This window comes from Candidatus Nealsonbacteria bacterium DGGOD1a (assembly GCA_022530585.1).
Classification (GTDB): domain Bacteria; phylum Patescibacteriota; class Minisyncoccia; order Minisyncoccales; family UBA5738; genus UBA5738.
In genome coordinates this window covers 472,078-494,457 of record CP092821.1, presented here as the reverse complement: position 1 = coordinate 494,457, position 22,380 = coordinate 472,078, and the positions used below count along the sequence as shown (strand labels likewise).

20 protein-coding genes are annotated in these 22,380 nt (G+C 47.4%); 2 read left to right on the top strand and 18 right to left on the bottom strand.

The window, feature by feature from the left end; genetic code table 11:
• Positions 1 to 3: 3 nt before the first annotated feature.
• The 7 genes from L7H18_02425 to L7H18_02395 form a co-directional block, all read right to left on the bottom strand.
• A complete protein-coding gene (locus tag L7H18_02425) occupies positions 4 to 987 on the bottom strand; it encodes a hypothetical protein (protein UMX48376.1) in 984 nt (327 codons plus the stop codon).
• A gap of 120 nt (positions 988 to 1,107) precedes the next feature.
• Complete coding sequence (locus L7H18_02420; protein UMX48375.1) at positions 1,108 to 2,355, bottom strand: hypothetical protein; 1,248 nt, start codon at positions 2,353 to 2,355, stop codon at positions 1,108 to 1,110.
• Positions 2,356 to 3,460: 1,105 nt separating this feature from the next.
• A complete protein-coding gene (locus L7H18_02415) occupies positions 3,461 to 3,841 on the bottom strand; it encodes a four helix bundle protein (protein UMX48374.1) in 381 nt (126 codons plus the stop codon).
• A 72-nt stretch (positions 3,842 to 3,913) separates the two neighbouring features.
• Positions 3,914 to 4,261 (bottom strand): nucleotidyltransferase domain-containing protein, encoded by a 348-nt coding sequence (locus L7H18_02410; protein ID UMX48373.1) that lies wholly within the window; start codon positions 4,259 to 4,261, stop codon positions 3,914 to 3,916.
• Between the two features lie 86 nt (positions 4,262 to 4,347).
• Positions 4,348 to 5,973: a hypothetical protein gene (locus tag L7H18_02405; protein UMX48372.1), complete on the bottom strand. Its 1,626-nt coding sequence runs from the start codon at positions 5,971 to 5,973 to the stop codon at positions 4,348 to 4,350.
• 453 nt (positions 5,974 to 6,426) lie between these two features.
• Complete coding sequence (locus L7H18_02400; protein ID UMX48371.1) at positions 6,427 to 6,633, bottom strand: DUF2283 domain-containing protein; 207 nt, start codon at positions 6,631 to 6,633, stop codon at positions 6,427 to 6,429.
• Positions 6,634 to 6,658: 25 nt separating this feature from the next.
• Positions 6,659 to 7,042, bottom strand: coding sequence for a hypothetical protein (locus L7H18_02395; protein UMX48370.1), 384 nt, complete (start codon positions 7,040 to 7,042; stop codon positions 6,659 to 6,661).
• A gap of 306 nt (positions 7,043 to 7,348) precedes the next feature.
• Between L7H18_02395 and L7H18_02390 the strand changes: the two genes are divergently transcribed.
• Entirely contained in the window at positions 7,349 to 7,672 is a 324-nt protein-coding gene (locus L7H18_02390; protein UMX48369.1) for a hypothetical protein, read from the top strand.
• A gap of 39 nt (positions 7,673 to 7,711) precedes the next feature.
• Here L7H18_02390 and L7H18_02385 read toward each other — a convergent pair whose 3' ends face one another.
• From L7H18_02385 to L7H18_02365, 5 genes are all read right to left on the bottom strand, one after another.
• Positions 7,712 to 7,960 (bottom strand): hypothetical protein, encoded by a 249-nt coding sequence (locus L7H18_02385; protein ID UMX48368.1) that lies wholly within the window; start codon positions 7,958 to 7,960, stop codon positions 7,712 to 7,714.
• A gap of 188 nt (positions 7,961 to 8,148) precedes the next feature.
• On the bottom strand, positions 8,149 to 9,354 hold the full coding sequence (locus L7H18_02380; GenBank protein ID UMX48367.1) for a hypothetical protein: 1,206 nt from the start codon (positions 9,352 to 9,354) through the stop codon (positions 8,149 to 8,151).
• Between the two features lie 141 nt (positions 9,355 to 9,495).
• Positions 9,496 to 10,041: a tryptophan-rich sensory protein gene (locus L7H18_02375; GenBank protein UMX48366.1), complete on the bottom strand. Its 546-nt coding sequence runs from the start codon at positions 10,039 to 10,041 to the stop codon at positions 9,496 to 9,498.
• Between the two features lie 45 nt (positions 10,042 to 10,086).
• The gene (tnpA, locus tag L7H18_02370; GenBank protein ID UMX48365.1) at positions 10,087 to 10,536 is read right to left on the bottom strand and encodes an IS200/IS605 family transposase; all 450 of its coding nucleotides are present in this window, start codon (positions 10,534 to 10,536) and stop codon (positions 10,087 to 10,089) included.
• Between the two features lie 178 nt (positions 10,537 to 10,714).
• Positions 10,715 to 12,421, bottom strand: a complete 1,707-nt coding sequence (locus L7H18_02365) for a polysaccharide deacetylase family protein (GenBank protein UMX48364.1) — start codon at positions 12,419 to 12,421, stop codon at positions 10,715 to 10,717.
• Positions 12,422 to 12,803: 382 nt separating this feature from the next.
• Here L7H18_02365 and L7H18_02360 point away from each other — a divergent pair, with 382 nt between their 5' ends.
• The gene (locus L7H18_02360) at positions 12,804 to 15,434 is read left to right on the top strand and encodes a hypothetical protein (GenBank protein ID UMX48363.1); all 2,631 of its coding nucleotides are present in this window, start codon (positions 12,804 to 12,806) and stop codon (positions 15,432 to 15,434) included.
• Between the two features lie 92 nt (positions 15,435 to 15,526).
• Here the strand turns inward: L7H18_02360 and rplL are convergent, their stop codons facing one another.
• The 6 genes from rplL to L7H18_02330 all read right to left on the bottom strand — a co-directional run bounded on the left by rplL (position 15,527) and on the right by L7H18_02330 (position 22,305).
• Positions 15,527 to 15,937, bottom strand: coding sequence for a 50S ribosomal protein L7/L12 (rplL, locus tag L7H18_02355; GenBank protein UMX48362.1), 411 nt, complete (start codon positions 15,935 to 15,937; stop codon positions 15,527 to 15,529).
• Between the two features lie 91 nt (positions 15,938 to 16,028).
• A complete protein-coding gene (rplJ, locus tag L7H18_02350; GenBank protein UMX48361.1) occupies positions 16,029 to 16,544 on the bottom strand; it encodes a 50S ribosomal protein L10 in 516 nt (171 codons plus the stop codon).
• Positions 16,545 to 17,122: 578 nt separating this feature from the next.
• Positions 17,123 to 18,220: a hypothetical protein gene (locus tag L7H18_02345; protein ID UMX48360.1), complete on the bottom strand. Its 1,098-nt coding sequence runs from the start codon at positions 18,218 to 18,220 to the stop codon at positions 17,123 to 17,125.
• A 27-nt stretch (positions 18,221 to 18,247) separates the two neighbouring features.
• Positions 18,248 to 18,667 (bottom strand): hypothetical protein, encoded by a 420-nt coding sequence (locus L7H18_02340; GenBank protein ID UMX48359.1) that lies wholly within the window; start codon positions 18,665 to 18,667, stop codon positions 18,248 to 18,250.
• Positions 18,668 to 18,724: 57 nt separating this feature from the next.
• Positions 18,725 to 20,824, bottom strand: a complete 2,100-nt coding sequence (locus L7H18_02335; protein UMX48358.1) for a beta-propeller domain-containing protein — start codon at positions 20,822 to 20,824, stop codon at positions 18,725 to 18,727.
• Positions 20,825 to 21,066: 242 nt separating this feature from the next.
• Complete coding sequence (locus L7H18_02330) at positions 21,067 to 22,305, bottom strand: ABC transporter permease (GenBank protein UMX48357.1); 1,239 nt, start codon at positions 22,303 to 22,305, stop codon at positions 21,067 to 21,069.
• Positions 22,306 to 22,380 lie beyond the last annotated feature (75 nt).

The following is a 22,380-nucleotide window of genomic DNA, read 5'->3' as shown; positions in this document are numbered from 1 at the left end:
AATTTATTTACTGCTAGTTTCTTGCACGGATGCATTAATAAATTTGCCTTTAGATCGTTTTTTAACAAACACATAAATAGTAACAATAAGAATTGCCAAAACTACAACACCCACCATCGATATCCATTGCTGATTATCCCCAGCAATAGATGCCAGCGATGCAACATTTGGTGTGTTCAGTGTGTTTTTCTCAAGGATTTTTACATCGTAAATATTATGTTGGAATTCTTTTTCGCCCTGAAACGCTTTAACATCGATTTGATAAGTTCCAAGATTAAAATTCCCTGTTTGTAATTCATAATTCAAAACTTCAGATTGTGACGGTTTGATACCTTTTTTATTGCTATCATACAAAAATACCATGCCTGACCCCGAAACAAGTTGGCCGTTCTGGGAAACAGATACCTGTACCGATGGCTTTATGTTTATGTTGCCATCGTTAATGCAGGTAACCATAATTTTTAATGGTGTCCCCGCTTCAACAAAACCGTTCACCGGCATAAAACTGCAACGAGATTCAACAACTTCTTTACCGCCAAGGGTTATACTTACCGGCCGACCAACACCAGAAATGACCAAATTTTGATTTTTTTCCACAGAATCAGATACTGGCGCGTATGAAAAATTTATATAGCCTTTATAAGTTTTATCGCTCTTTAAATCGGAAGAAATTGTAAATTTAACAATCGCCGTAGCCGTACCTTGACCCGGAATATGCAGTAATAATTTTGGGCTCTCTTTCTCTGGTGTATTAACTTCATAAAACGAAGTGAAATCAAAAATATCACCGTTCGCCACCACTTCAAAATCGGCAGCCGAATCATCGGTATTAGTAAGACTAAGATATCTTTCGTATTCTTGACCTCGTAAGGCATTATCAATGCTAATCGGTTCTACCGACTGTGCAATCGCAGAAATTTGCATAGGCAATGTCACCACCAAAAGAATGAAAGCAAGCGACACTATTTTGATTAAATTTATTTGCATGAAATTAATAAATTATTTAATTATTCCTAACACAATAATAGATAGACGTCAACGCATAGCACATAATGCGCAAAAGCATGGAGCGCACAATTTCGCGCTCCATCGCTTTTACCCGTTAGACTACAAAGGAATTGAAGTCTGTTGAGCAGGGTCTGCTTCGCCAGGCAATGAAATCCTAGTGGGACATTTTGCAAAATCATGCTGTGTACCCATAAGCTTCATCGTGCCGCTATAAGTCACTCCTTGATCAAATTTCGTAATTGCCACGCCAAAATCCATTTCATCCTTATTGGATAATTCGATATAGCGAGTCAATTTTGTCCAATTAGGATTGGTCATATTGGCATTCGGACCATACTGTTGCCAATATCCATCAAGACTGCCCACTCTACCCATATAACGAATATTATCCATACCGCCAGTTAACTCAGTGTTCATATAGTCCTGCGCTACTTGCATATCTAACTCCACATTACCAATATTTCTAACAGTTGCGTTATTGGTGCCAACGCTTGAGGTAAAATTGGTATCGCCAGAAATCGAATTCCATTTCACGAAAGAGCTAGCCCAATTATAATGTCCACCAGTAATACCAATTACCGTAGGATCAGTCCAAGTAGCAGTTCCATAATTGATTTTATTAAAATCAATTTGAAAACCAGCTTGGGGCACATAAAGATAATTATTGAGCAAGAAGTTTGAGTTCAAACCATTGGCCACCCCGTGTACTTGGACCTCGTAAGTACCAGCCGCCGCTTCATAGGACAAGTTTCTCGTGCCACAATACAATGCGGCGTCGCCTTTCGGCAATGAACCCTCCACGCCATCAGTACAAAGAGTCGCCCAATCATGGCCCGTTGTGGGATCCAAGAAAGTTACGATATCATTACCTTTATAAATCCCTGCACCCGCATTCGGGTTCAAGCTCTTGCAAAAAACATTGTAAGGTAATTCACCTGTCGGGGCGGTTACTTTGGTAAGTTCAAGCTCATCCCCAACAGTTACGCCACACTGATTATATTGTGTTCCTTGATTGGCAGTTCCAGCATACTTCAAATCCATATAAACTTTGGATACCTGAGTCATCTTACCGGGGAATTGAACTACTGCACAATAAGTCACTGCTTTTGTCCCCGCTTTCACCAACGGAGGATTAACTTGAATACCAGTGGTATTCAAATCGTCATCAATCCAATAATCAGCCAAAGTCGTGCCAGTAGTTTCCCATTTCGCAACAACTCTAAATGTTGGTTGAGCGGCACCGCTGGAAGCAGTAAACGAAGTTACTACATCTGCCAAAGCAGAGGCGGGTCCGAGGACCAAGCTGGCCAGGGCCAACATCGCTACATATTTTTTCAATGTCTTCATATGTTTTCTTTTTTTATTTCCCCACCTGTCAGGATTCAATCGTTAATCGTTAATCTTTAATCGTTAACTATTAACGAAATTCCAAGCGCTGATTTAAATAAGTATTTAAATACTTATTTAAATACATATTTAAATACATACTAAGTATATACTCGCAAATGCGATGCAAGCGCAGTTGGGCGAGGTCGCGCCTCGGCTACTACCGGGGAACGGCCTCAAATGCGGGTGCAAATGCAATGCGAATGCGGGCGCTGTTGCAGGGGTCTAACCCCTGCTCCGCTAAAGCTACGCAGGGGATAGACCCCAAATACAAAAGTGATTGAATGCTGATAGGTGGGGAAATTGTTATTTTGGCGGGTTTTAAAGTCCCGTCAAACTTGTTAAATATCCTACTTTTCCTGTTCCCGATATTGAGTCTTGGCGCTTGATCAGCAGTCCTCGACAGGCCTGTTGAGGATCACCTCAACAAGAACCCTTTCGCAATATCGGACACGGAATTTCGGATAAGTCCCGGTCGACCTTGTCTCGCGAATCCGGGAAATGCAAATGCAAATACTTTTACCAGGGTCTAACCCTTGCGATTACGCAAGGGATAGACCCTTGAAATGCAGATACAAATGCAAAATGCGGATTCGCGCCTTCTTCATTAAATTTCGGCGGCGTGATTTCGACAATCCGTTTCGCCTACTTTTTTATAAAGTGCGGGTGGCGGCATTCCTCCCGGGAAACGCCATCTGCACTCTACTCAACGGACTATGATCTTTGAACTATGAACTATGAACTATGACAGGGAATGCGGACTATGAACTTTGAACTATGAACTATGAACTTTGAACTATGACAGGGAATGCGGACTATGAACTTTGAACTATGAACTATGAACTTTGAACTATGACAGGGAATGCGGACTATGAACTTTGAACTATGAACTATGAACTTTGAACTATGACAGGGAATGCGGACTATGAACTATGGACTATGAACTTTGACAAAATGTGGGCAAAATCATCGTCATCGTTCATCGTTCATCGTTCATTGTCATCGTTCATCGTCATAGTTCATCGTTCATCGTCATAGTTCATCGTTCATCGTCATCGTTCACTGTTTATGGTTCACGGTGCAAATAATTCGTGAATGCTCTCAAGCGCTTTGCCAAACTGCTGGCGTTTTCCAAAATTTTAATCCGGGTGGTTTCGTCAATAAAACTCTCATCAACGGCACAATCTATTCCAGCGACTACTTCATCCAATGAACAATGCGCTCGATTGATATAGACGCGGCGGTCTTTATCGGTGTTTTTATTCGCGCCTTCCGCGATATTAAGTATTATCGACACCGAAGCCCTTCTTAATTGGTCTGTCAATCCGAATCTTTCATCTTTTGGGAATTTATTTGTTGTTTCATAAATTAAATTTCTAAATTTTCGCGCATCGTTATAAATATCCCAATTTCTGAATTTAAACCCATAGTTACTATTTGTTTCCATGAATTTATGTCCATTTTTATTATTTATCTTTTTTTATTAGTTATCGTCATCGTTCATTGTCATCGTTCATCGTCATCGTTCTGCTATTTTGATCCCCGTTTTTTTTATTTCCGCGGGCAACGACAGCCAACGGTTGTTGAAATCGCCTTCGCTCAAAATATGCGGCTCCAATTTCACATTGATTTGCTTGGCCCACCAGGTAATCTTGTCAATTTCGCCCCGCTCGATGCCGCTGTCATCCTTCAAAATCACCGCCACATCAATATCGCTGTCAATATGCGGATTGTTTTTCGCGTACGACCCGAACAAAATCATCTGCTTCACCGGAATGTTCTCCGCCGCCAGTTTTTTTCCAAACTCCATAACCACCGCTTTTATGCGCGCGGCCGTTAATTTTTCTCTTATTGCTTTGATAACCATAAATAGAATTTATTAATTTTATCCAACCACTCCGCCGCGTATTTTGCGGCGGCAATCGTGATTGTCTAATATACCGCGCTCAAAGTTCAATGCTCAACCGCGGTCGTGGTTGCGGCTTCCGGCAGATCGGTTTCGGGCTTAACTTCCGCGCCATTCAAACCTGAAACGGGAGCGGCGGCCGATATCGTTTGAGCTTCATTCGGTTCCGGCGATTGGCATTGATAATTGGCGGGCGCGAATACCGCGTCGATTTTCATTTGGCCGCGGTAATCGCTTTTGCTTTCTCCGGCCGTTTCCGGGAAATTCAAAACCTTGACCGAAAATTCCATATCCGCGGATTGCCCCGGAGCGAGCGCGTCGGACATCGAAATCGTTTCAAACGGCTTGTAGTATGTCCACGGCGCGCCAATCCCGCTCAACCGCGCCCCATAGCGGATATTGTAAACGCCGGCGGTTTGGCCCAATCCCATGTCATCCTGCCACAACGAAACTTTCGCCGGCACATTGCCGACATTGCGCACCGCGGCGCGGGTGATGGTTTCATCCGTTACCGCCTCCACGCCTTCTTGAACCGTTCCGTAATAAACATTATTAAAGCCGATATCAATCTTTGACAGCGGCAAGTAAGCGAACTTGGATAACAGCGTATTGCTGTAGTCGCCGGCGGCCCCTTTGGCAATCACTCCCGCGTCATACTCCCCGGCGGCATCATCATAGGCCAGCTCTTGCTCGCAACAATAGACCGAAGCGGTTCGCGCCAGCAATTTGCCGTCCGCGGCGCATAAATCGACATAGCTCAATCCGGAATCGAACAACGGCAAATTCGTATTGTTTTTTTGAATTTTTTCGCAGAATAAATCAAAACTCGCTTCGCTCGACAATTTTTCCATTTTGCAAGCCGGCCCGACCACCTGGCCGCAACCTTGCCGGCCTTGGCCGTCCCCGGGCGCAAACCCGGCCCCGACAGGATAAAACATTTGCCCGTAAACGCCGTCCGATTCATCCGGATTGCCATTCGCGAGGATTCCGCACATTTGTATGTTCCGGGAAACCCGATACTCGCCCGAAGGCGCGAACTGCGCGCCGGCCGCCGGATCATCGTCAAAGCCGCCGCCGGCCATTTGCCAAACCGCCAACATCGCCATTCGCGGCGCGGCCGGCGCGAAAATCAAATCCGCTTCGCTTGTGGCATTCTCTGTTGAAATTCCACCGGTATCTATTGTGGAGGTCGCAACCGTGGAGGTCGCGGTTGTGGAAGTCGCGGCTTCTTGAACAACACCGGCGCCATCGGTTGTCGCGGCGGCATCCATTGTTGTTGTCGCATCGCCAATTTCAGTCTCGCTCGTGGTCGTGGCATCCGCCTCCCCATCCGCGCGCGCTTCCGCGGTCGTGGTCGCGTTTCCCATTGCCTCGGCGCTTGAAGCGCCGGCCGATATCTCGGTTGAAGAGCTATTTTCGTTCACGGTCGGCGGCGCGATTTCAATTTCCGTGGTTGAAGCGCTTTCAATCCGCGCCGGATCCGGCGCGGGTAAAATTTCGCTTGTTTGGCCGCCGGCAATCTCCAATAAATTTGGCTGGCCCAAACCGGAATCATTTTCCTCATTCGCAATCGGATCAGTTGAACTGGCATTGTCCTCGGACGCGAAAATCGCCGGGCCGGATGTCTGGCACATGGTCGCGAAAGCTAAAAATAAGGCGATTATTTTTTTCATAATGCGTTGGCTGATTGCGAAACAACGATAATCAATGTACAAAAAAATGGAACGCAGGCGCGGGTTTTCAAAACAAAAACCGTGTCTGGGTTCCATTTTTTTGAACACATTGGCAATTCGCGTTTGCAGAAAATGCGAACATTGTCTAGTTTCTTGTCCTCCTCCGCGGACAAGAGAATTATCGTATCGATTACCTATCTATTGTATCAAAATTACATCCAAAATGACAGCCGCCAATTTTTAATTTATCGCACCCCCCTCTAGAGTCCTATCATCCTAACAAATCCAAAAATCCCGTCAATCTTGCGCAACGCGATTTTTTATTGTCTGATATTGCCGGTTGAAACCAGATCGACGGAATAGAACATCCCCGCCCTTTTTGTTTGCGAACCGCCAACACCCATTGAAAGGGTCGGACCCTTTTAACACAACAAACTCAATCTTGTCCCAAGATCAGACGCTAAATTCCAAAACGGATCGATCGGCTTTCGCAAACTCGGCAAATTCGCGCAAATCAATCTTCATAATTTCCAAATTGACGATTTCGCCGTTCTCGTCATAATCAATCACCACATTGTCTTTGACTTCCGAATCAACCGATTTCTTTTTACTGAACCGAATATTCAAGATATTTGATTTAGTGTCAATAATAGTTTCCAAAAGGGTCGGACCCTTTTAATATAATTCACTTTGATAACAGCTTGACGCCGACTTTGTCGGCAACGGCAAAATGCCATTTTTCGTGCTTGTCCACTTGGCGCTTCAAACCAATCTGATCGGCGCGATAATCGTCAATTTTTGTGTTTATCGTCGCGACGCGATTCAGCACCAGATTAAAATTTTCTTCCATATCAACTTTGTCGGCTTTGGTTTGATGAATTTTGTCAAATTCGCCCGCCAAAAACTCCACCAATTCCCGGTAGTTTTGATCCATCTGGTCAAACCGGTCGTTGGAAGATTTGGCCAGCTCGCGGTAGTTTTGATCGGCTTTGTCAAACCGGTCGTTAAAAATTTTTACCACCTCGCGCAAATCAATGGGATTATTGTTTTGATTTGATGTTTCCGCCATTTTTTTGATTAAATACGATTTGAATACGATTCGAATACGATTTAAGTATAACCCAAACACAACCCCGCCGCAATATTGTAACCCCTCACCGGGGAGCAAATTTGTTGAGGTTTGACCTCGAGAATTTGCATTTTGAGGTCAATCCTCAACGAATTTGCGGTAAGGGCCGGCGCGAATTTGAAGGTCAAACCTCTCGCAAGCCGAGGATTGACCTCCAAATTCGCTATTTTTACTCCCCGGTGAGGGGTTACTTGACGAAAATTTGACAACATAATAATTATATTTTATTATGTTACCGGTGAAAGAATGGAAATTGAAAAAAATTTATATTTGGAGTCCGTCAATGGCATTCTTATCCTTGACGGAGAACCAACGCGCTATGGAACACTTAGGGCGCGGATAGAAAAGCCATTCGAAAATTGTCTGCTGATGCAGACTTGGGTTGGAACAGGTTGCGCCGGAGAAGACTCAACCCTAATCGTTAAGGGCGAATTCAGGGCAACCTGCAGGAACATCGCCGGGTATAGTGCCGCTAAATTGAAGATTCTCGGCGAAATTGATGCGGCCGGAATTGAAAAAGAAGGATATACGCTAAGCATATTTGGAATATTACACATCAAATATATTTAGCTTTTTTTATACAAAACCGCCAAGCCGAAAAAAAGAGCTTTATTCAAGCTCAACCTCCATCTCCCGCTTTGGCGGCTCATAACGCGCCTTTGCCGCGTATAAGTCCTCAACACTGTCTGCGACATAAACAAAAGGGTATCTCTTAAGCCGCCATGCCAATCGCCGGGAATGACCATCGTTGAAACTCTTGATCATCCTCTGCGCGGTTTCAGCCGAATCGCAGGCCTGAAAGATTCCTTTGTCGGTTCGTATAAAACCGACAATTACGGAGCCTTTTATTTCATCCATAGCATCCTCCTATCCCAACATCCTGGGATTTCTCGACCATTTTTCCTTCGTCCGAATAGAGAACTGCTAAGAATTTATCACCCCTGCCGCCAAAGTCAACCCTCTCCGCCCGCCAAAGCCTGAGTTGAATTTTAAAACCCGAAAGAAATTTTTGCCGCGCCACGGTTTCCGCCCCAGGGACAAGCCAATCAACCCAACATCAGCCATTCGGGACGAAAAATCAGCAAAAGACCGATTGCCAGCATCAAAACCCCGCCGATCAAATGCGACGCTTTTTGATATTTGGAAGTGGCGCCCGCCATTTTAAGAGTTATCATCGCCGCGAAAAAAACAAACAAATCATCGGCCATAAAAACCAAGATATAAAGCGCGATATAGGAATAATATTGCCATGCCGCCAAATCGCTCATCGCCAGAATCTGGGTGAAAATCACCGGCAAGCCGGCCGAACAGATCAACTCCACCAGATTCACCGCGAACGCCAGCAGGATGATGCCTCCCAGCGCGAAATAAAAATTATTTTGCCGAGTGATGTTCTTTATTTTGTCAAAAACTTTTTTTCTCTTGGGATCCGCGGCATTGGCGCAAACCGCCGGTTTTTTGGAAAAATATGATTTTAAATTATAAATTCCGCCGCCGATCGCTGTCGCGCCCACGGCAAAACGCACCCAGAAAATAAAACCGATAAACAAAAGCAGATTGAGCCACGCGGCCATAAATGTGAAATAAACCAAAGACGACGCAACGATAAAAGCGCACCCCAAAATCCACATTTGCTTGCGGTTTTCCATGCCCAAAAGCAGACTGATCAAGAACAAGAGCGTCCACATCGCGCACGGATTGAATCCGTCCAGCGCGCCCAATATTACGGCAATCGCCGGCAGGGAAAAATCTTTCACATTGATTTGCCCCAAAAACGGCACATTGACGCTTTGAGGAATTTCTTTTTTATCTTGCTCGCCGCAACTGCCGTTCTCTTGCGGATCATTCTCGGGGTCGATAATGCCGGCGGCAATGTCGGCGCACCCTTGCTCCGTCGCCGTTGCCACGGCGGCCTCAATCGCCTTGCCGGTGGAATCCTTGTCGTACCAGCCGATAAAGTGCTTGTCGCCGACCACGGTGAACGGCACCCCCGAAACATCGACATTGAGCGCCTTGCCCAAATCAATCAAAATTTGGCGGTTTTCGTCGCTTTTCCAAACTTCAAAATCCCGCACCGTAATTTGCGGATAATTGCCTTCAAGTTCCGCGAGAAACGCCTTCTCGCGTTCACAATGAGGGCATCCTTGACCCCAAAAAAAATAAACATTGACCGGATTTTGGGCCAAAACCGCCATCGGCGATAAGAACGCGGCCAACAAAAACAGCAAAAATGACAATCTTTTCGCGATCATAGAATTAAATTTATTCCTTCCCCATTATGTCAAAATCGCGGCGCTTTGTAAACCCGCTTTGGATGAAATGCCGCGATACTTGCAATGCTCAAAGCATTGCTACTGCAATGCTTTGAGCATTGCAAAATACCTCTCCGTTGTTTAATTCATTTGCCAAATGGCGAAGTTGAGATAACCGGCAAAAGTCACCCACGCAATATAAGGCATTAGCAGATACGCCGCGAGTTTTGACACGCGCCAAAAATTGCCAATGGTATAGGCGATCGCCACCCAAAGCATCAATAATTCAAAAAACGCCAGTCCCGGCGATTTTAATTCAAAAAAAATGAACGACCACAACACATTCAAAATCAGTTGCATGGAGAAAATCGCGATAATATTCTGCTTTTGCCACGCGCCGTCAAGCAGTTTTTGGGATATTTGATTCCACGCGCGCGCGGCCCGCCCGGCGAGCGATTGTTCAATCTGCCAGTTTCCGGCCCAAACCAGATACAGCGAAAGCCCCATCAACAAATACAGCGCCGTCCACACCGCGCCGATCACTTCCCCCGGCGGCGTCCACGACGGCTTGGCCAGTTGGGCGTACCAGCCCCCAACCGCCGGAACGGTGAACACGGAGCCGATCCCGCCGGCGGCTTGGCAAATCAAAATACCGGCAACCAGCTTGAAAATATTCCGTTTTTGCATATTTTTTGTAAATGACCCTGCGGCAAGACCGCAGGGCGTTCGCAGCTACAATTCAAACAATCGTAACTGGCTCACGTCTTTTGGTCTGCCTTGGTTTTGAATGTATCGCTCAATAACTTTCCTATTACCGCGTGCGCTGATCGTAGCGATATAATAGCCGTCTGTCCAGAACTCTCCACCCCAGAGTTCTTTTTTAATTTCGGGAACTTGCCGGAACACCTCGCGCGCGGTAATGCTTTTTATTATTTTGATAACCTGGCCGCCGGAATACTTCGGCAGGAATCTTGCCAGAATATGGGCGTGGTCTTGGTCGAATCCCACATGGCTGATCTCAATGGCGTACCGTTCCATAAATCCTTTCAGGCTCTCGACAATTGCGGCAATCACCTTTTCGTTCAGTAATGCTTTGCGATATTTGACCGTAATCTGGATGTGGTAATAACATTCGGAAACATTGTGATACCAACGCCAGATATCCCGCTTTTCTTGCTCCATATTGGCTTATTGTAACACGGACGCGCTTTCGCGCGTGATGGTAGGGGGATATCCCCCTACCAAACCACCCCCTTAAGTTGTTCCCTGCGGCAAGACCGACAGGGTGAAAACATTATTTACTTTGAATTACGAAACGCTTCAACGGTATTTTTTGCATAGGTTTTTGCATAGGTCGCACCTATAGCGGAAGTTGAAGTTTGATTTCGTTTAGAGCCTGCCGGACGGTTAGTACCGGCAAACCGCTGTTTTTAATCGCGGCAAGCTGATCGCTGAAAGCCTGCTTGGTCGCGGTGTACTCGTAACTGCCGCCGTCGGCAACATTGTGATACAGAATAATAAGCCAGGCCTTGTCTTGAGCCGCTTGGGCAAGCCAGCTTTCAACCTCGGCGAGCGTTGTCGTATTGACCACATATTGAGTTTTTAGCCGGTATTGGTCAAACCCGATGAGCGTATTTTCTCCGCCGTCGGAAGTGCGCGCCGAACCGTAATACTTTTTAGCCGCGGCAATCACGGTGTCGTTGTATCTTCCGAACGGAATGGCAAAATTATTAACCGGCGAATAAGAAACATCCAAAGTTTTCTTGGAATTCGACAATTCGGAATTTAGTTTGGCGGTATTCAATGATGTCAGGTCGGGGTGGTTCACGGTGTGAGAACCAATCTCATGGCCCCCTTTATACATTGTCGAGATTTGGGCTTTGGTCATCGCCGGCAAATCCAATTTGGTTTGGCTCCCGATCGCGCCGCTCACAATGTATTGGGTTGATTTAAAACCATATTGATTCATTATCGGCAGGGCGTTTTGGTAAACATTGGCCAACCCGTCGTCAAACACAATGCTCACGATACCTCTGTTGAAAGCGGCATTCGCCAGCGGCTTGAAAGAATAATTATCGGTCGAAAGATAGCCAACCTTTGAAATCGTGTGAAGAATCGTGTATTTAACCACATCTTCGGGCAGGAAAACCGCCGCGCTGAATTTGGCCCAAGATGTTGACGCGGCCGGAGAACCAAGCCAAAGGTGATTCACTTGTCCGGCGGCGTTAATGGTCTGGACATACACATCGGTCGCAACATTGGATTTGTAATAGTCGGTCAAAAAATAATACTGCCCGCCTTGGATTTCCCGGTGGTCGAAATACCAGCGCGCGTCCCCGCTTGTCCATTCCGTGAGCCGGACTTTGACGCTGTGATTACCTTCGTAACCGGAATTATCATAAGTGAAAACCTGCGTATTCGTCCCCCAATTGTCGTTGTTCCAAGCCAAAGGCGCGCCGCCGGCATCGGTTTGCTCCAAAGAAGCGTTGGGTACATTATTGGCGACAATCGGGCCATCAACGACAACTTCCAAAAGCGAATAGCCGTCCGTTTGCAGATAACCCGTCGCGGCCAATGCCTGATATATTCTTATTTTTGTTATTCCGACGGGTACGGTAAATGTGTATGACGCCGCTTTCCAATCGGCGCTTGTCGGATTGTTGCCAAGCCATTTCCAGCTCAAATTCCCGTCCGCGGTTTGAAATTCAACATCGGTTTCGGTCTCCGCGGAAGATTTGTAATAATTTTGGAAAAGATATGTTTTGCCGGCGGTTACCGAAATCGGCGCGGTCGCCAAATCGGCACTGCCGCTTGTCCTCTGCGAAATTGAGATTATCACCGACCTGGCTCCGTCCCGCGCCCCCGTTGAAGGATATGAAAAAACGGCATCGTTTGAACCGGCGATCTCTTGCGCCCAGTCCGCCGGCGCGTTCCCGGTTGCGTTGGCAATCTCAAGCGAAGGATTCGCGACAAGATTATCGCTTGCCAAAACCACCCTCGGAAAACCGAAGCAGACAAAAAATAAAACCGCGGCGGCGCGCGAAGAAAACAAAATAATTTTTCCCATATTTGCGTTTATCATAAATCGTAATATGTCCATTCTATAAGAAACGAGATAAAAATCAAATAATCTCTTCCCTGTTCCGATTATTCCCGAGGGATAATCGGAAGAGTCAGACACTTCATAAAAATATTTCGCGAACTTTAATAAGCGGTTGCCGAGCTCTTTATGTCTGCAATCGCTCACCGGGGAGCAAATTTGTTGAGGTTAACGAATTTGCGGTAAGGGCCGGCGCGAATTTGAAGGTCAAACCTCTCGCAAGCCGAGGATTGACCTCCAAATTCGCTATTTTTACTTCCCGGTGAGGGGTTGCTTATGTCTTTATTGTTGGAAGGCAATATCTGTTCTATAATTAAAATTATATTATTCAATGGTTATTTAATTGATTATGAAAAACAAAAAATTTCTTTTGGGCGCGATTGTTGCCGGAATCTGGCTGGTTTTCGGTTTTTCAAATTCGGCAAACGCCGATTCCTATAATTGCGGCGCGGCCGGACAGATCCAAGGATGCCGGGTTTGCCGGCAAACATTGGGAAGCGGCGGAAATTTGGCCAACCATTGGGCCGACGACAGCGCGCGGTGCGCCGCCGGCCAGGCATGCGTGAATGGCGCGTGCGTCAACGGCCAGCCTCCCCTGCCGTCGGTTTATGATGTTACCATCTCCAAATCCGGAAACACGGCAACCGCGAAGAACAGCGCCGGGAGCACGATCTCGTCGGGTGCCGACTATACCGCCGTCATCCGCAACGCGATTGCCGCGACGCCGGACAACGGATCGCTATACATCGGCACCGGCACCTATGACGGTTTGCGCGCCGACCAAAATGTTCCAATCAACAATGTTCTTTCCGGATCGGAAGCGCATTATTACACCGCTCTGTCATTGAGAGGGAAAAATATCCATATTTACGGCGCCGGCATGGGCCAGACCGTTTTAAAATTGGGCGACAACCAATACTATTCCGGCCATCAGGCGCTGATCATTTTCGCCAGCAACGGTTTGGGGCTTGGCTATTCGGCGTTCACTTTGGCCAACATAACGCTGGACGGCAACAAAGATGCGCAATCGCCTTTTTGGTATGACGGCGCGGGTCTGATTCTCACGGGCGGCGAAAGAACCGGCGGCAAATTTTTTAATATTGAATTAAAAAATTCTCCGAACACGGGAATGTATTTGGGAAACAACGGCAGCGGCTGGGAAGCATACGCCTATTTGGACAACATCTACAGCCACGACAATCGCCAAGCGGGATTGGTTTTTGACGATGTGGAAAAAATCAAAGCCGGCCGTTTGAAATTCGCCAACGACGGAACCATCGCTTCCGGAACCGTGGCATTGCAAATTGTCAATGTGGGCGATCACAAACTTGATCTGGCGATTGACGGCGCCGAAATCAATAATGGAATACTGAAGATCGGCAACGAGGAATATCCCGGCGCGGGCGGCATCACGATAAAAAATCTAAAGATCGATACCAATATCTCAAACCTCGGACTTATCGGAGCGGTTTACATCAAAAACAACCACAATTCACCCTATTCGCTGGCCGACCGCGGCCAAATCATATTGGAAATAGATTCAATAACAACGAATACGGCTTCAAAAAATCACGCGGTCTGGATCGAGCAAGAACCGATACCGGTTATTTTAAGAGGAGGCTTGATCAACGCCGGCGTCGCGGTTTATGCCAATCAAGCCAGCTCATTGACCATCGAAGGAACGCGTCTAAAATCCGCTTTTAATTCATTGATCGCCCAAAATTCCACGGTTCATTGCGAAGGATGCGTTTTTGAACCGACCGCGGGGCAATATATGTACAGTTCAATCGGCGGCGCGTCAATTTATTTTAACAATTCATCAACCGTGTCGCGGGAAAAAACAGATGTTTCTTCGGGAACGGTGTATGGTTCTTTGAGCGAAAATTCCTGCGCGAACGAATGTTCGTCGTCGGGAATCCGGCGATGCTCCGGCAACGGAACGCAGACTTGCGCGCTTTCGGGAGGATGTTTGAAATGGAGCGCGACAACCGCTTGCGGAGAAAATAAAACTTGCAGTAACGGCGATTGCGTTGCCGTTTGCGTTCCGGCGACTTGCGCGAGTTTGGGTAAAAATTGCGGTTCTTGGAACAATAATTGCGGCGGCACGCTCAATTGCGGAAGTTGCAATTCGGGCCAAACCTGCTCCAACGGACAATGCTCTACGGTTTGCGTTCCGGCGACTTGCGCGAGTTTGGGTAAAAATTGCGGTTATTGGAGCAATAATTGCGGCGGCACGCTCAATTGCGGAAGTTGCAATTCGGGCCAAACCTGCTCCAACGGACAATGCTCTACGATTTGCGTTCCGGCGACTTGCGCGAGTTTGGGCTATGGTTGCGGCACGGCAAGCGATGGTTGCGGCGGCACGATTTCCTGCGGCGATTGCTCCGCGGGAAAAGCCTGCTTGAACAATAATTGCTCTACCGTTTGCTTTCCCAAAACTTGCGCGAGTTTGGGCAATTACAAATGCGGATTATGGAGCGATGGCTGCGGCAAAACGGTGAACTGCGGCGCTTGCGAGACCGGCAAAGCGTGTTCCGACGGAGAATGCGTTGCGAATTGCGCGCCGCAAACGACCCAAAAATGCGATAATGGAAATTTATATTGGTATAATTCTTGCGGCATTCAAGAGGGGCTGGCGCAAAATTGCGGCAATAACGAACTGACATCAAATTATCGCTGTTCGGGCAAACAAATCCAGCGCCAAACATTAAAACAAGGATGTTCGGACAACGCCTGTTTTTCAATCCCCCAATGGCAAGACACTTGTACCTGCGCGACGGCTTGTTCCGGCGGAAAATGCGTTTATTCGGAAAGCGTCGCCGCCGAAACAGATACCGTCCCCGAGGATAGCGAGGAAAGATTCGGCGCGTCGCCAAAATTATCCCGCGCGGAAATTTTGGCCAAAATCGAAGAAACAAAAAAATTATTGATTGAAGCGATCACCCGCTTAATCTCCGAACTGCAAAAAAGCCTTTGGTGACAAATCAATCAAAAATTTCCGGCGCGATCAAAGGCGTATAATCAAAAAGGGCATCTCTGCCCTTTTTTATTAGTGAACGCGGATGAAATATCTTATTTGAGTTCCACTTTCGCGCCCGCGGCTTCAAGTTTCTTTTTGGTCTCGTCGGCTTCTTCTTTCTTCACATTCTCGCACACCACTTGAGGAGCGGACGCGCTGGCGTCAACCATATCTTTGGCTTCTTTCAAACCCTTCTGGGTGATGTCCTTGATCACTTTGATCACTTCGATCTTTTTGTCGCCGGGACCGGCCAAAACAACGGTGAACGAAGTTTTTTCTTCTTCCGCCGCCGCACCGCCCGCCGCCGGAGCCGCCGCCATCATCATGGGCGCGCTGGCGCTGACGCCAAACTTCGATTCCAGAACCTTGACCAGTTCGGCCAAATCCAAAACCGACATTTCTTCGATTTTCTTCACCAAATCCGCGAATTTCGCGGGCACTTCAACTTTTGTTTCGTCTGCCATATTCCTGCAAAAAAATTTTCAATTTTCAATTTTCAATTTTCAAAAAAATTCAAAATTAAAAATATCAAAATTTTAAAATTAAGAATTAACTTTACGCTGTTTTTATTTTCGACAACACGGTTACCAAGCCGCGAATGTTGCCTTGCAACACTCCCGCGAAATTCCGGCTGGGAGCGGACATCGTGCCCACAAGTTTGGCATACAATTCCTGTTTGGAAGGAAGTTTTGCCAGATTCAGCACCTGTTCCAATGTCAAAGCGTTCTTTTCCAGCAATCCGCCCAAAATTTTTATGTTCTGGTTGGTTCTGGAAAATTCGTAAACCGTTTTCGCGGGCGCGGTTTCGTCGTTGTAGCCCATCACCAAAGCGATTTCCCCGGCAAGTGTCTTGGGGTCGATATTGATGCCCTTTTCCTTGAACGCCACCTTCATTAAAGTTTTTTTGGCGACTTTGAATTCGGCGCCGTTTTCGCGAAGTTTGGCTTTGAGTCCGGCAAGGTCTTTCACTTTCAAACCGGTGAAATCCGCGAACACGACCGCTTTTTGCCGCCCCAGCTTGTCGCCAAGCTCTTTGACAATCTCTTGTTTTTTTGTTTTTGATACTGCCATTTTCTTTGAATATTTACTTGCTGTTTGCGACCTTTAAAATTAAAAACACCCGCTTTCCGCAGGCGCAAGAATACAAAAATAATAAATTATTTTGCATCCTCGGCAAGACTTATCCCCCTTTCGGTTGGCTCGCTTTCTACGGATAAATTATTTATAGCAACTTTCAACGAATTGTCAACCCTGCAATGTGTAACCCCTCACCGGGGAGCAAATTTGTTGAGGTTTGACCTTGTTGGGGTCGTTCCCCTGCGAAGCTTTAGCGAAGCAGGGGTGCGACCCCTGCAACAGCATTCGAATTTAAATTCATAATGCTATTAAAGGGGTCTAACCCCTGCGATTACACAGGGGTTAGACCCCAGATACAAATACCCCGGTGAGGGGTTGCTGCAATGTCCCGCTGAACAATCCAAGCCTATTCGGTTGTCCGATATAATTTATAACCAAGCTCTTCTTGCGAATTCCAGTAATTGACATAGGCGGCTTTCCAAAATAACTTCCATATATTACCCGCAGATTTGTCCCAGATTTCAAATTTCCGACCGAGCAATACACGATATATATTCCATCCAGAATGGGGTCTATTGTTCCACGCACATCAAACGATGGCTGCTGTCGCAAGTATCGCCGCCAATCGCGTACGCGCCTTTTTCATCGAAACTGCTGGCCACGGCGCCGTAATAATTGGCCTGCAAGTTTTTCCCTTCGCTATCGTAACAACGCGGCAAATCGGCTTCGGCCGGCACCGTACCCGTGTACACCTGACGCTTGTTGGTCGTCCAATTCTGGCAAGTGTAACTGCCGCTGAACGCGCCCACCACGCCCATCATTGACACTTGCAAACATTTTGTATCGGTTGACGCGGTGCGGCGGCCAAACCATGTATCGCCCAACCGGCGATAAAAAGTATCGCTCAATTCAACTTGGCCCAAGCTTTTTGTCAACCGGGTCTTATCCAGTAATTTTTGAACCGTGCCGGCGATAAAACGGTTGCACTTTCGGCCTTCCGCGAGCGTGCCGATCGGTTCGGCTTCCACGAACGCGCCCGGCTTGGTAATTCTTTCGGTGGCGGACAGCGAATCGGTACCGATAAACGCGACATAATTCCCGCTGTAACCGGCTTTTTCCGCTTCATTTTTGCACGCCAAATCAGCGCCTTCCAACCCGCCCAAATTGCCTGAAAAAGTGCCGGCGGTAATGAAAACTTTGCGGATATTCGGATAGTTGTCGGGCAAAAACGGCCAACTTTGTTCAACCGCGTAATCATCGCAAGATACATATTTCTGTCCCAAAATTTCAATCGGAGATGTACTGTAGGCGATCGCGTTGCCCTTGCGCCAAGGATATTCGAACACCGCGATACGGTAATCGGTGCCCGCTTCCTGATAGGCGTACGAATTCCAAACATATCTGCCCGAGGATGCCGCGATATTCTGGGCGATCCACTGGGGTTTGGTGCCATTAAAAAGCACGATCCCCACCCGGCCTACATTCTTGGCCGTCCACGCCACCGTGTACGGCTCGCCGGCTTTGAATTTTTCCTGGCCCGGAACATCTTTGACCAAAACCGATTTGCCGGAAAACAAAAAACTTGCCAATAAAACAATGCCGAGGACAATCACCGCCGTACCGGCAATGAGCACGCCTTTATATTCGCTGAAAAATGTTTCTTTATCCATATTGTGATTATTTAAAAATTACAAAATTCAATCAATGAGAAAACCTTCCGATTCCTTAACATCATTGACCGCCTTTGCCGCGGGAGCTTCGGCCTGTTTTTCAGGCGCGGAAGGATAGACCCATGACGGAGCCGGAGGAAAAGTCGCCGCGGGCAAAGGTACCGCGAAAAGCCCGCTGCTATTTTTGAAATCCATCACAAGAAAACCGATGATAATAATTATCGCCGCGCCGAAAGCCACGCTGCCTCCCAAAAAAAGCGACGCGGTTACCTCTTTGCGGATATTTATTTTCTTTTCTTTGAGCTGGTCGGCCGGATTGGCCAAAGAGGCCGCGATTCTCTTTTTTGATTTTGACGATACCAAATATCCGTATAGCACGAACGGCAGCAAAAACATCGACACATAAAGCATCGGATCGATTTTTGCCAGAGTTTCAATTATTGTCATAGATTTATTTTATCACAAAATAAATTAAAATATACAATCAAAAAAGACGAGACCGCGCTAGAATCTTATGGTTTTCGCATTATTCCAATCCGGCGCGAGAAAAACTTCGATTCCGTCATCGCCAGCCAAATACAAATATCCGGCGCGAAAAAACGCGCGGCCAACCGCCAGGCTTCCGATATTTTTTTTCAATTCGATCTTCCCGCCCGCCCGCGAGAAAACATAACCGCCGCGGGCCGCGGGCAGGAAAAATGTTTTGCCGGCTTCGTCGGAAGCGAAAGCCGCGTAATTGCCGTCAAAATCGGCCCAATAATCATTGACATCGAATTCTGAAATTCGATCGATTTTCGACGCCATGGTCGCGTCGTATAAAGTTAATTTTATTTTACGGCTGTTTTTTGAAACTTCCAAAAGAAAACCGTCGTCGAACGGATAAAGATAGGCCGGGAATCCAAAAGTTTTCAGCCGGCTTGCCACTCCCGCCGCGCCGGCCGCGAATCCGACGGCGTAAACCGGATCGTTCCCGCGACAGGTCGATAAATAGGCCGCGTTGGCCGAATAACGCAACGCGCATACGCCGGCGGCCAAATCAAGATTTTCGCCCGCGGCGGAAATTTCAAGGTTGGCGCCGAGAACATAAATGTTATTAAGTATTTTTTCAACGCCATCGGTATCGATCTTGCCCGTAACCAGCCAATTCATTTTTTTAACCGCGCCGCTCCCCGAAACAGTGGCCAAGCGCAAACTTCCGTCCCGCGCCGCCGCCAAGCCGCCGGAAACCAGACGCCCCGCGACCTGATTTTGATAGCTGAACGAGAATGAACCCATATCCGCCAGAGCGATGCCGGTCTGTTCAAAATCGCGGTAATGGTCGCGCAAATAATCGGACAAACGGCCGGAAACTTCTCCCGCGATCCGCGTTTGTTCATCGCCGTTCAACGACCCGAACCAATTGGAAAGCAATGACCGCAACTCAAGCTCTTTTGCCGCCAGCGATATCGCGCAACCGGGGAGTTTGGACGCCTTTTCCAATAAATAGTTGGGAAGCAAGCCCTTGCATTTATCTTGCAAGAAATCGGTAAAAAAGGAAATATAATCCCCGCCCTGGCCCCAGACCGCGGCCGCCGATCCATCGGATAAAAATACCGCGGAAGTATTCTCCCCGCCCACGAATGAAATATCGCGCGAAGTCTGACCGGACGCAACATCGATTTCAACCACAGTGAATATCGAATCCGCCATTATCGGCGGTTCGGGATGAAAAATGGCGGCGCAATCTATGATCAAAGGTTTGTCTCCGACCGATAACGGCTTGACGGGACACGGATTAGCCGTGTCGATTTTAGTTCTTAACCCCAAATATAATTTTGATCCAATCGTTTTTTGCGCGACAACTTTGGTTCCCTCGTTAACGCGCGCTTTCCACAAATCGACCGGTACGAAAGCGCTGGACACATCAAAAGCGGACACGGAATTTTCTGAAATCACGACCAGAGCGTTATCCGCCATCAACAGATCGCCGTCTTGCGCCACCATACCGATTTGCGCCATCGCCGCCGGATCGCCGATATCGAATATTTTCGTTTCCCCGGCCGGCAATTCGGCCGCCTCCATAAAAGCCGGCCGGTAATACTGGTTTTCCGGGGAAAAATAGATATTCTTCTCCCCGGATAAAATTATATCGCTTGTCGAATCCGCGGCAATCTTGCCAAGACTCATATACCGCAAACCGTCCGCGGCGGCGATGATTTCGTTATCGATTTTTTGATTTTTGGCCGGTGTTTTTGCCGCGGCGGTTTTCGCGATGGCCGGCGGAACCGAAGCGGAATTGTTCGCCGAAGCAAAAGCCCGCTCTTCGTATATTCCGCCGATGAACGCGCGATTACCGTCGTCAAGATAGCTCTTGAAATCATCCGGCGATGAAAAAGCCTTTAGCCGCGGCTTATTATCCGCGCCGGCCGGTTTGTCGTCGGAAACCGCCGCGCCAAAATTAGGATTATCGAATATCGTTATCGGCGAACTCGCGATCCGAAAATTGGCAATCAGATAAATTCCAATTAAAAAAGCGAAGGTCGTTAAAAAACCAATCGCCAGCCGGATATCAACGGATTGCTTATGCCATTCGCTCTTTTTTATTTTTGAGATTCGCGGGGACATCAAGTTCGAGGAATTAGAAAATCACCTTTTATTTTATTTTACGAAATTAAATTTTTATTGCAACCGCAAATCATATCAAATTGCCAATAAATTCCCGAATATCAAAATTACTGAATTTCTTGAATCGCGAAACCATTAAATACGAATGCCATTGCCGGGGTCTATCCCTTGCGATTACGCAAGGGATAGACCCCGAATGCAAAGCGTTTCGCAATTCAAAACAAATTGGAAATTATGGCATTTCACTCGTATTTCCGCAGCGCGTCAATGGGCCGCAATTTGGCCGCGGCGCGCGCCGGCAAAATTCCCGCCAGACAGCCGATCAAAAACGAGAACGACATTCCGAAAATCACGATCCACGGCGAAAACGACGCGGTGAAATAGAACATCGGATGCACCTGTCCATAGGCCTGCACGATCGCGGCAACGCCCAATCCCAAAATTGTGCCGCCGATGCCGCCGCCAAAACCGATAATCCCGGCTTCAAATAAAAATATCGCCATAATCGCGCCGTTAGTGGCGCCGATGGCTTTCATAATGCCGATCTCGCGCGTGCGCTCGCGCACCGAAGTGTACATCGTATTGGTGATGCCGATGCCGCCCACGACAATCGCGATACTGGCAAACGCCAAGATCACGAACTGGATGACCGCCATCACTCCGCCGGTGATATCGCTTATTTTTTCGGCGGTGATCACGGCGAAGTTCAGCGTGTCGGAATCCGAACCGTAAGCGCGGCGTTGAACGCGCCGCAAGCTATCTTTGATTTTAGCCGCGATCACATTGGCATCCGCGCCTTCATCGATTTGCACCATGGCCATCTGCGCCGTACCGCGCGGCTGGCCCACCAAATCCTGAAATTCGCTGATTTCCATAAATATGGCGCTGTCGTCCTGCTTTGAACCCAAAGAATTAAGAATTCCCGTCACGGTATATTTTTTTCCCTTAATTTTAAACTCATCGCCCGGATTGACCGGAACCTTAAAAATATCTCGGTTCATTTGCGTTCCGGCCACCACTTCGGTTCTTCCCGGACTGGGCCAACGACCGGCCGCCAAGCTCCATCCCTGAAATTTTTTCAATATATCCATACTGTCGGCCAGCGGGAAACCCTGTACCACAATGGATTTGTTTTCATTGCCGAATCGCGCGTTAATCGACTGATAGGATGCCGGCATAACCGTAATGACTCCGTCGGTCCTTTTAATGGCATCCAAATCCTGCCGCTCCAGCTTGTCGCCGCCGAACATTATCCCCGCCAGCGGATTGGTATCGTCGCCCGGCATCACAAAAATCATATTGCCGCCCAGCGAGGTCAGTTGCCGCTGGATCGTATCCTTGATGCCTTCCGACAGCGACAGCAAAGTGATAATCAAAAACACGCCGATGACAATGCCAAAAACCGTCAGCCATGATCTTAACGACCGCATCTTTAAATTCCGAACCGCAATTTTGTAATACTCCTTGGAATTGTAAAACATAAAAAAATAGCGGGGTTATTTTAAGAATAAATTCAAAATTAAAATCCGAAATACAATTTACCGAGATCGCGTTCC

Excerpts from the sequence above, each read along its gene's own strand:
- L7H18_02425 (UMX48376.1), bottom strand. The coding sequence starts at position 987 with ATGCAAATAAATTTAATCAAAATAGTGTCGCTTGCTTTCATTCTTTTG.
- L7H18_02420 (UMX48375.1), bottom strand. The coding sequence starts at position 2,355 with ATGAAGACATTGAAAAAATATGTAGCGATGTTGGCCCTGGCCAGCTTG.
- L7H18_02415 (UMX48374.1), bottom strand. The coding sequence starts at position 3,841 with ATGGAAACAAATAGTAACTATGGGTTTAAATTCAGAAATTGGGATATT.
- L7H18_02410 (UMX48373.1), bottom strand. The coding sequence starts at position 4,261 with ATGGTTATCAAAGCAATAAGAGAAAAATTAACGGCCGCGCGCATAAAA.
- L7H18_02405 (UMX48372.1), bottom strand. The coding sequence starts at position 5,973 with ATGAAAAAAATAATCGCCTTATTTTTAGCTTTCGCGACCATGTGCCAG.
- L7H18_02395 (UMX48370.1), bottom strand. The coding sequence starts at position 7,042 with ATGGCGGAAACATCAAATCAAAACAATAATCCCATTGATTTGCGCGAG.
- L7H18_02390 (UMX48369.1), top strand. The coding sequence starts at position 7,349 with ATGGAAATTGAAAAAAATTTATATTTGGAGTCCGTCAATGGCATTCTT.
- L7H18_02385 (UMX48368.1), bottom strand. The coding sequence starts at position 7,960 with ATGGATGAAATAAAAGGCTCCGTAATTGTCGGTTTTATACGAACCGAC.
- L7H18_02380 (UMX48367.1), bottom strand. The coding sequence starts at position 9,354 with ATGATCGCGAAAAGATTGTCATTTTTGCTGTTTTTGTTGGCCGCGTTC.
- L7H18_02375 (UMX48366.1), bottom strand. The coding sequence starts at position 10,041 with ATGCAAAAACGGAATATTTTCAAGCTGGTTGCCGGTATTTTGATTTGC.
- tnpA (UMX48365.1), bottom strand. The coding sequence starts at position 10,536 with ATGGAGCAAGAAAAGCGGGATATCTGGCGTTGGTATCACAATGTTTCC.
- L7H18_02365 (UMX48364.1), bottom strand. The coding sequence starts at position 12,421 with ATGGGAAAAATTATTTTGTTTTCTTCGCGCGCCGCCGCGGTTTTATTT.
- L7H18_02360 (UMX48363.1), top strand. The coding sequence starts at position 12,804 with ATGAAAAACAAAAAATTTCTTTTGGGCGCGATTGTTGCCGGAATCTGG.
- rplL (UMX48362.1), bottom strand. The coding sequence starts at position 15,937 with ATGGCAGACGAAACAAAAGTTGAAGTGCCCGCGAAATTCGCGGATTTG.
- rplJ (UMX48361.1), bottom strand. The coding sequence starts at position 16,544 with ATGGCAGTATCAAAAACAAAAAAACAAGAGATTGTCAAAGAGCTTGGC.
- L7H18_02345 (UMX48360.1), bottom strand. The coding sequence starts at position 18,220 with ATGGATAAAGAAACATTTTTCAGCGAATATAAAGGCGTGCTCATTGCC.
- L7H18_02340 (UMX48359.1), bottom strand. The coding sequence starts at position 18,667 with ATGACAATAATTGAAACTCTGGCAAAAATCGATCCGATGCTTTATGTG.
- L7H18_02335 (UMX48358.1), bottom strand. The coding sequence starts at position 20,824 with ATGTCCCCGCGAATCTCAAAAATAAAAAAGAGCGAATGGCATAAGCAA.
- L7H18_02330 (UMX48357.1), bottom strand. The coding sequence starts at position 22,305 with ATGTTTTACAATTCCAAGGAGTATTACAAAATTGCGGTTCGGAATTTA.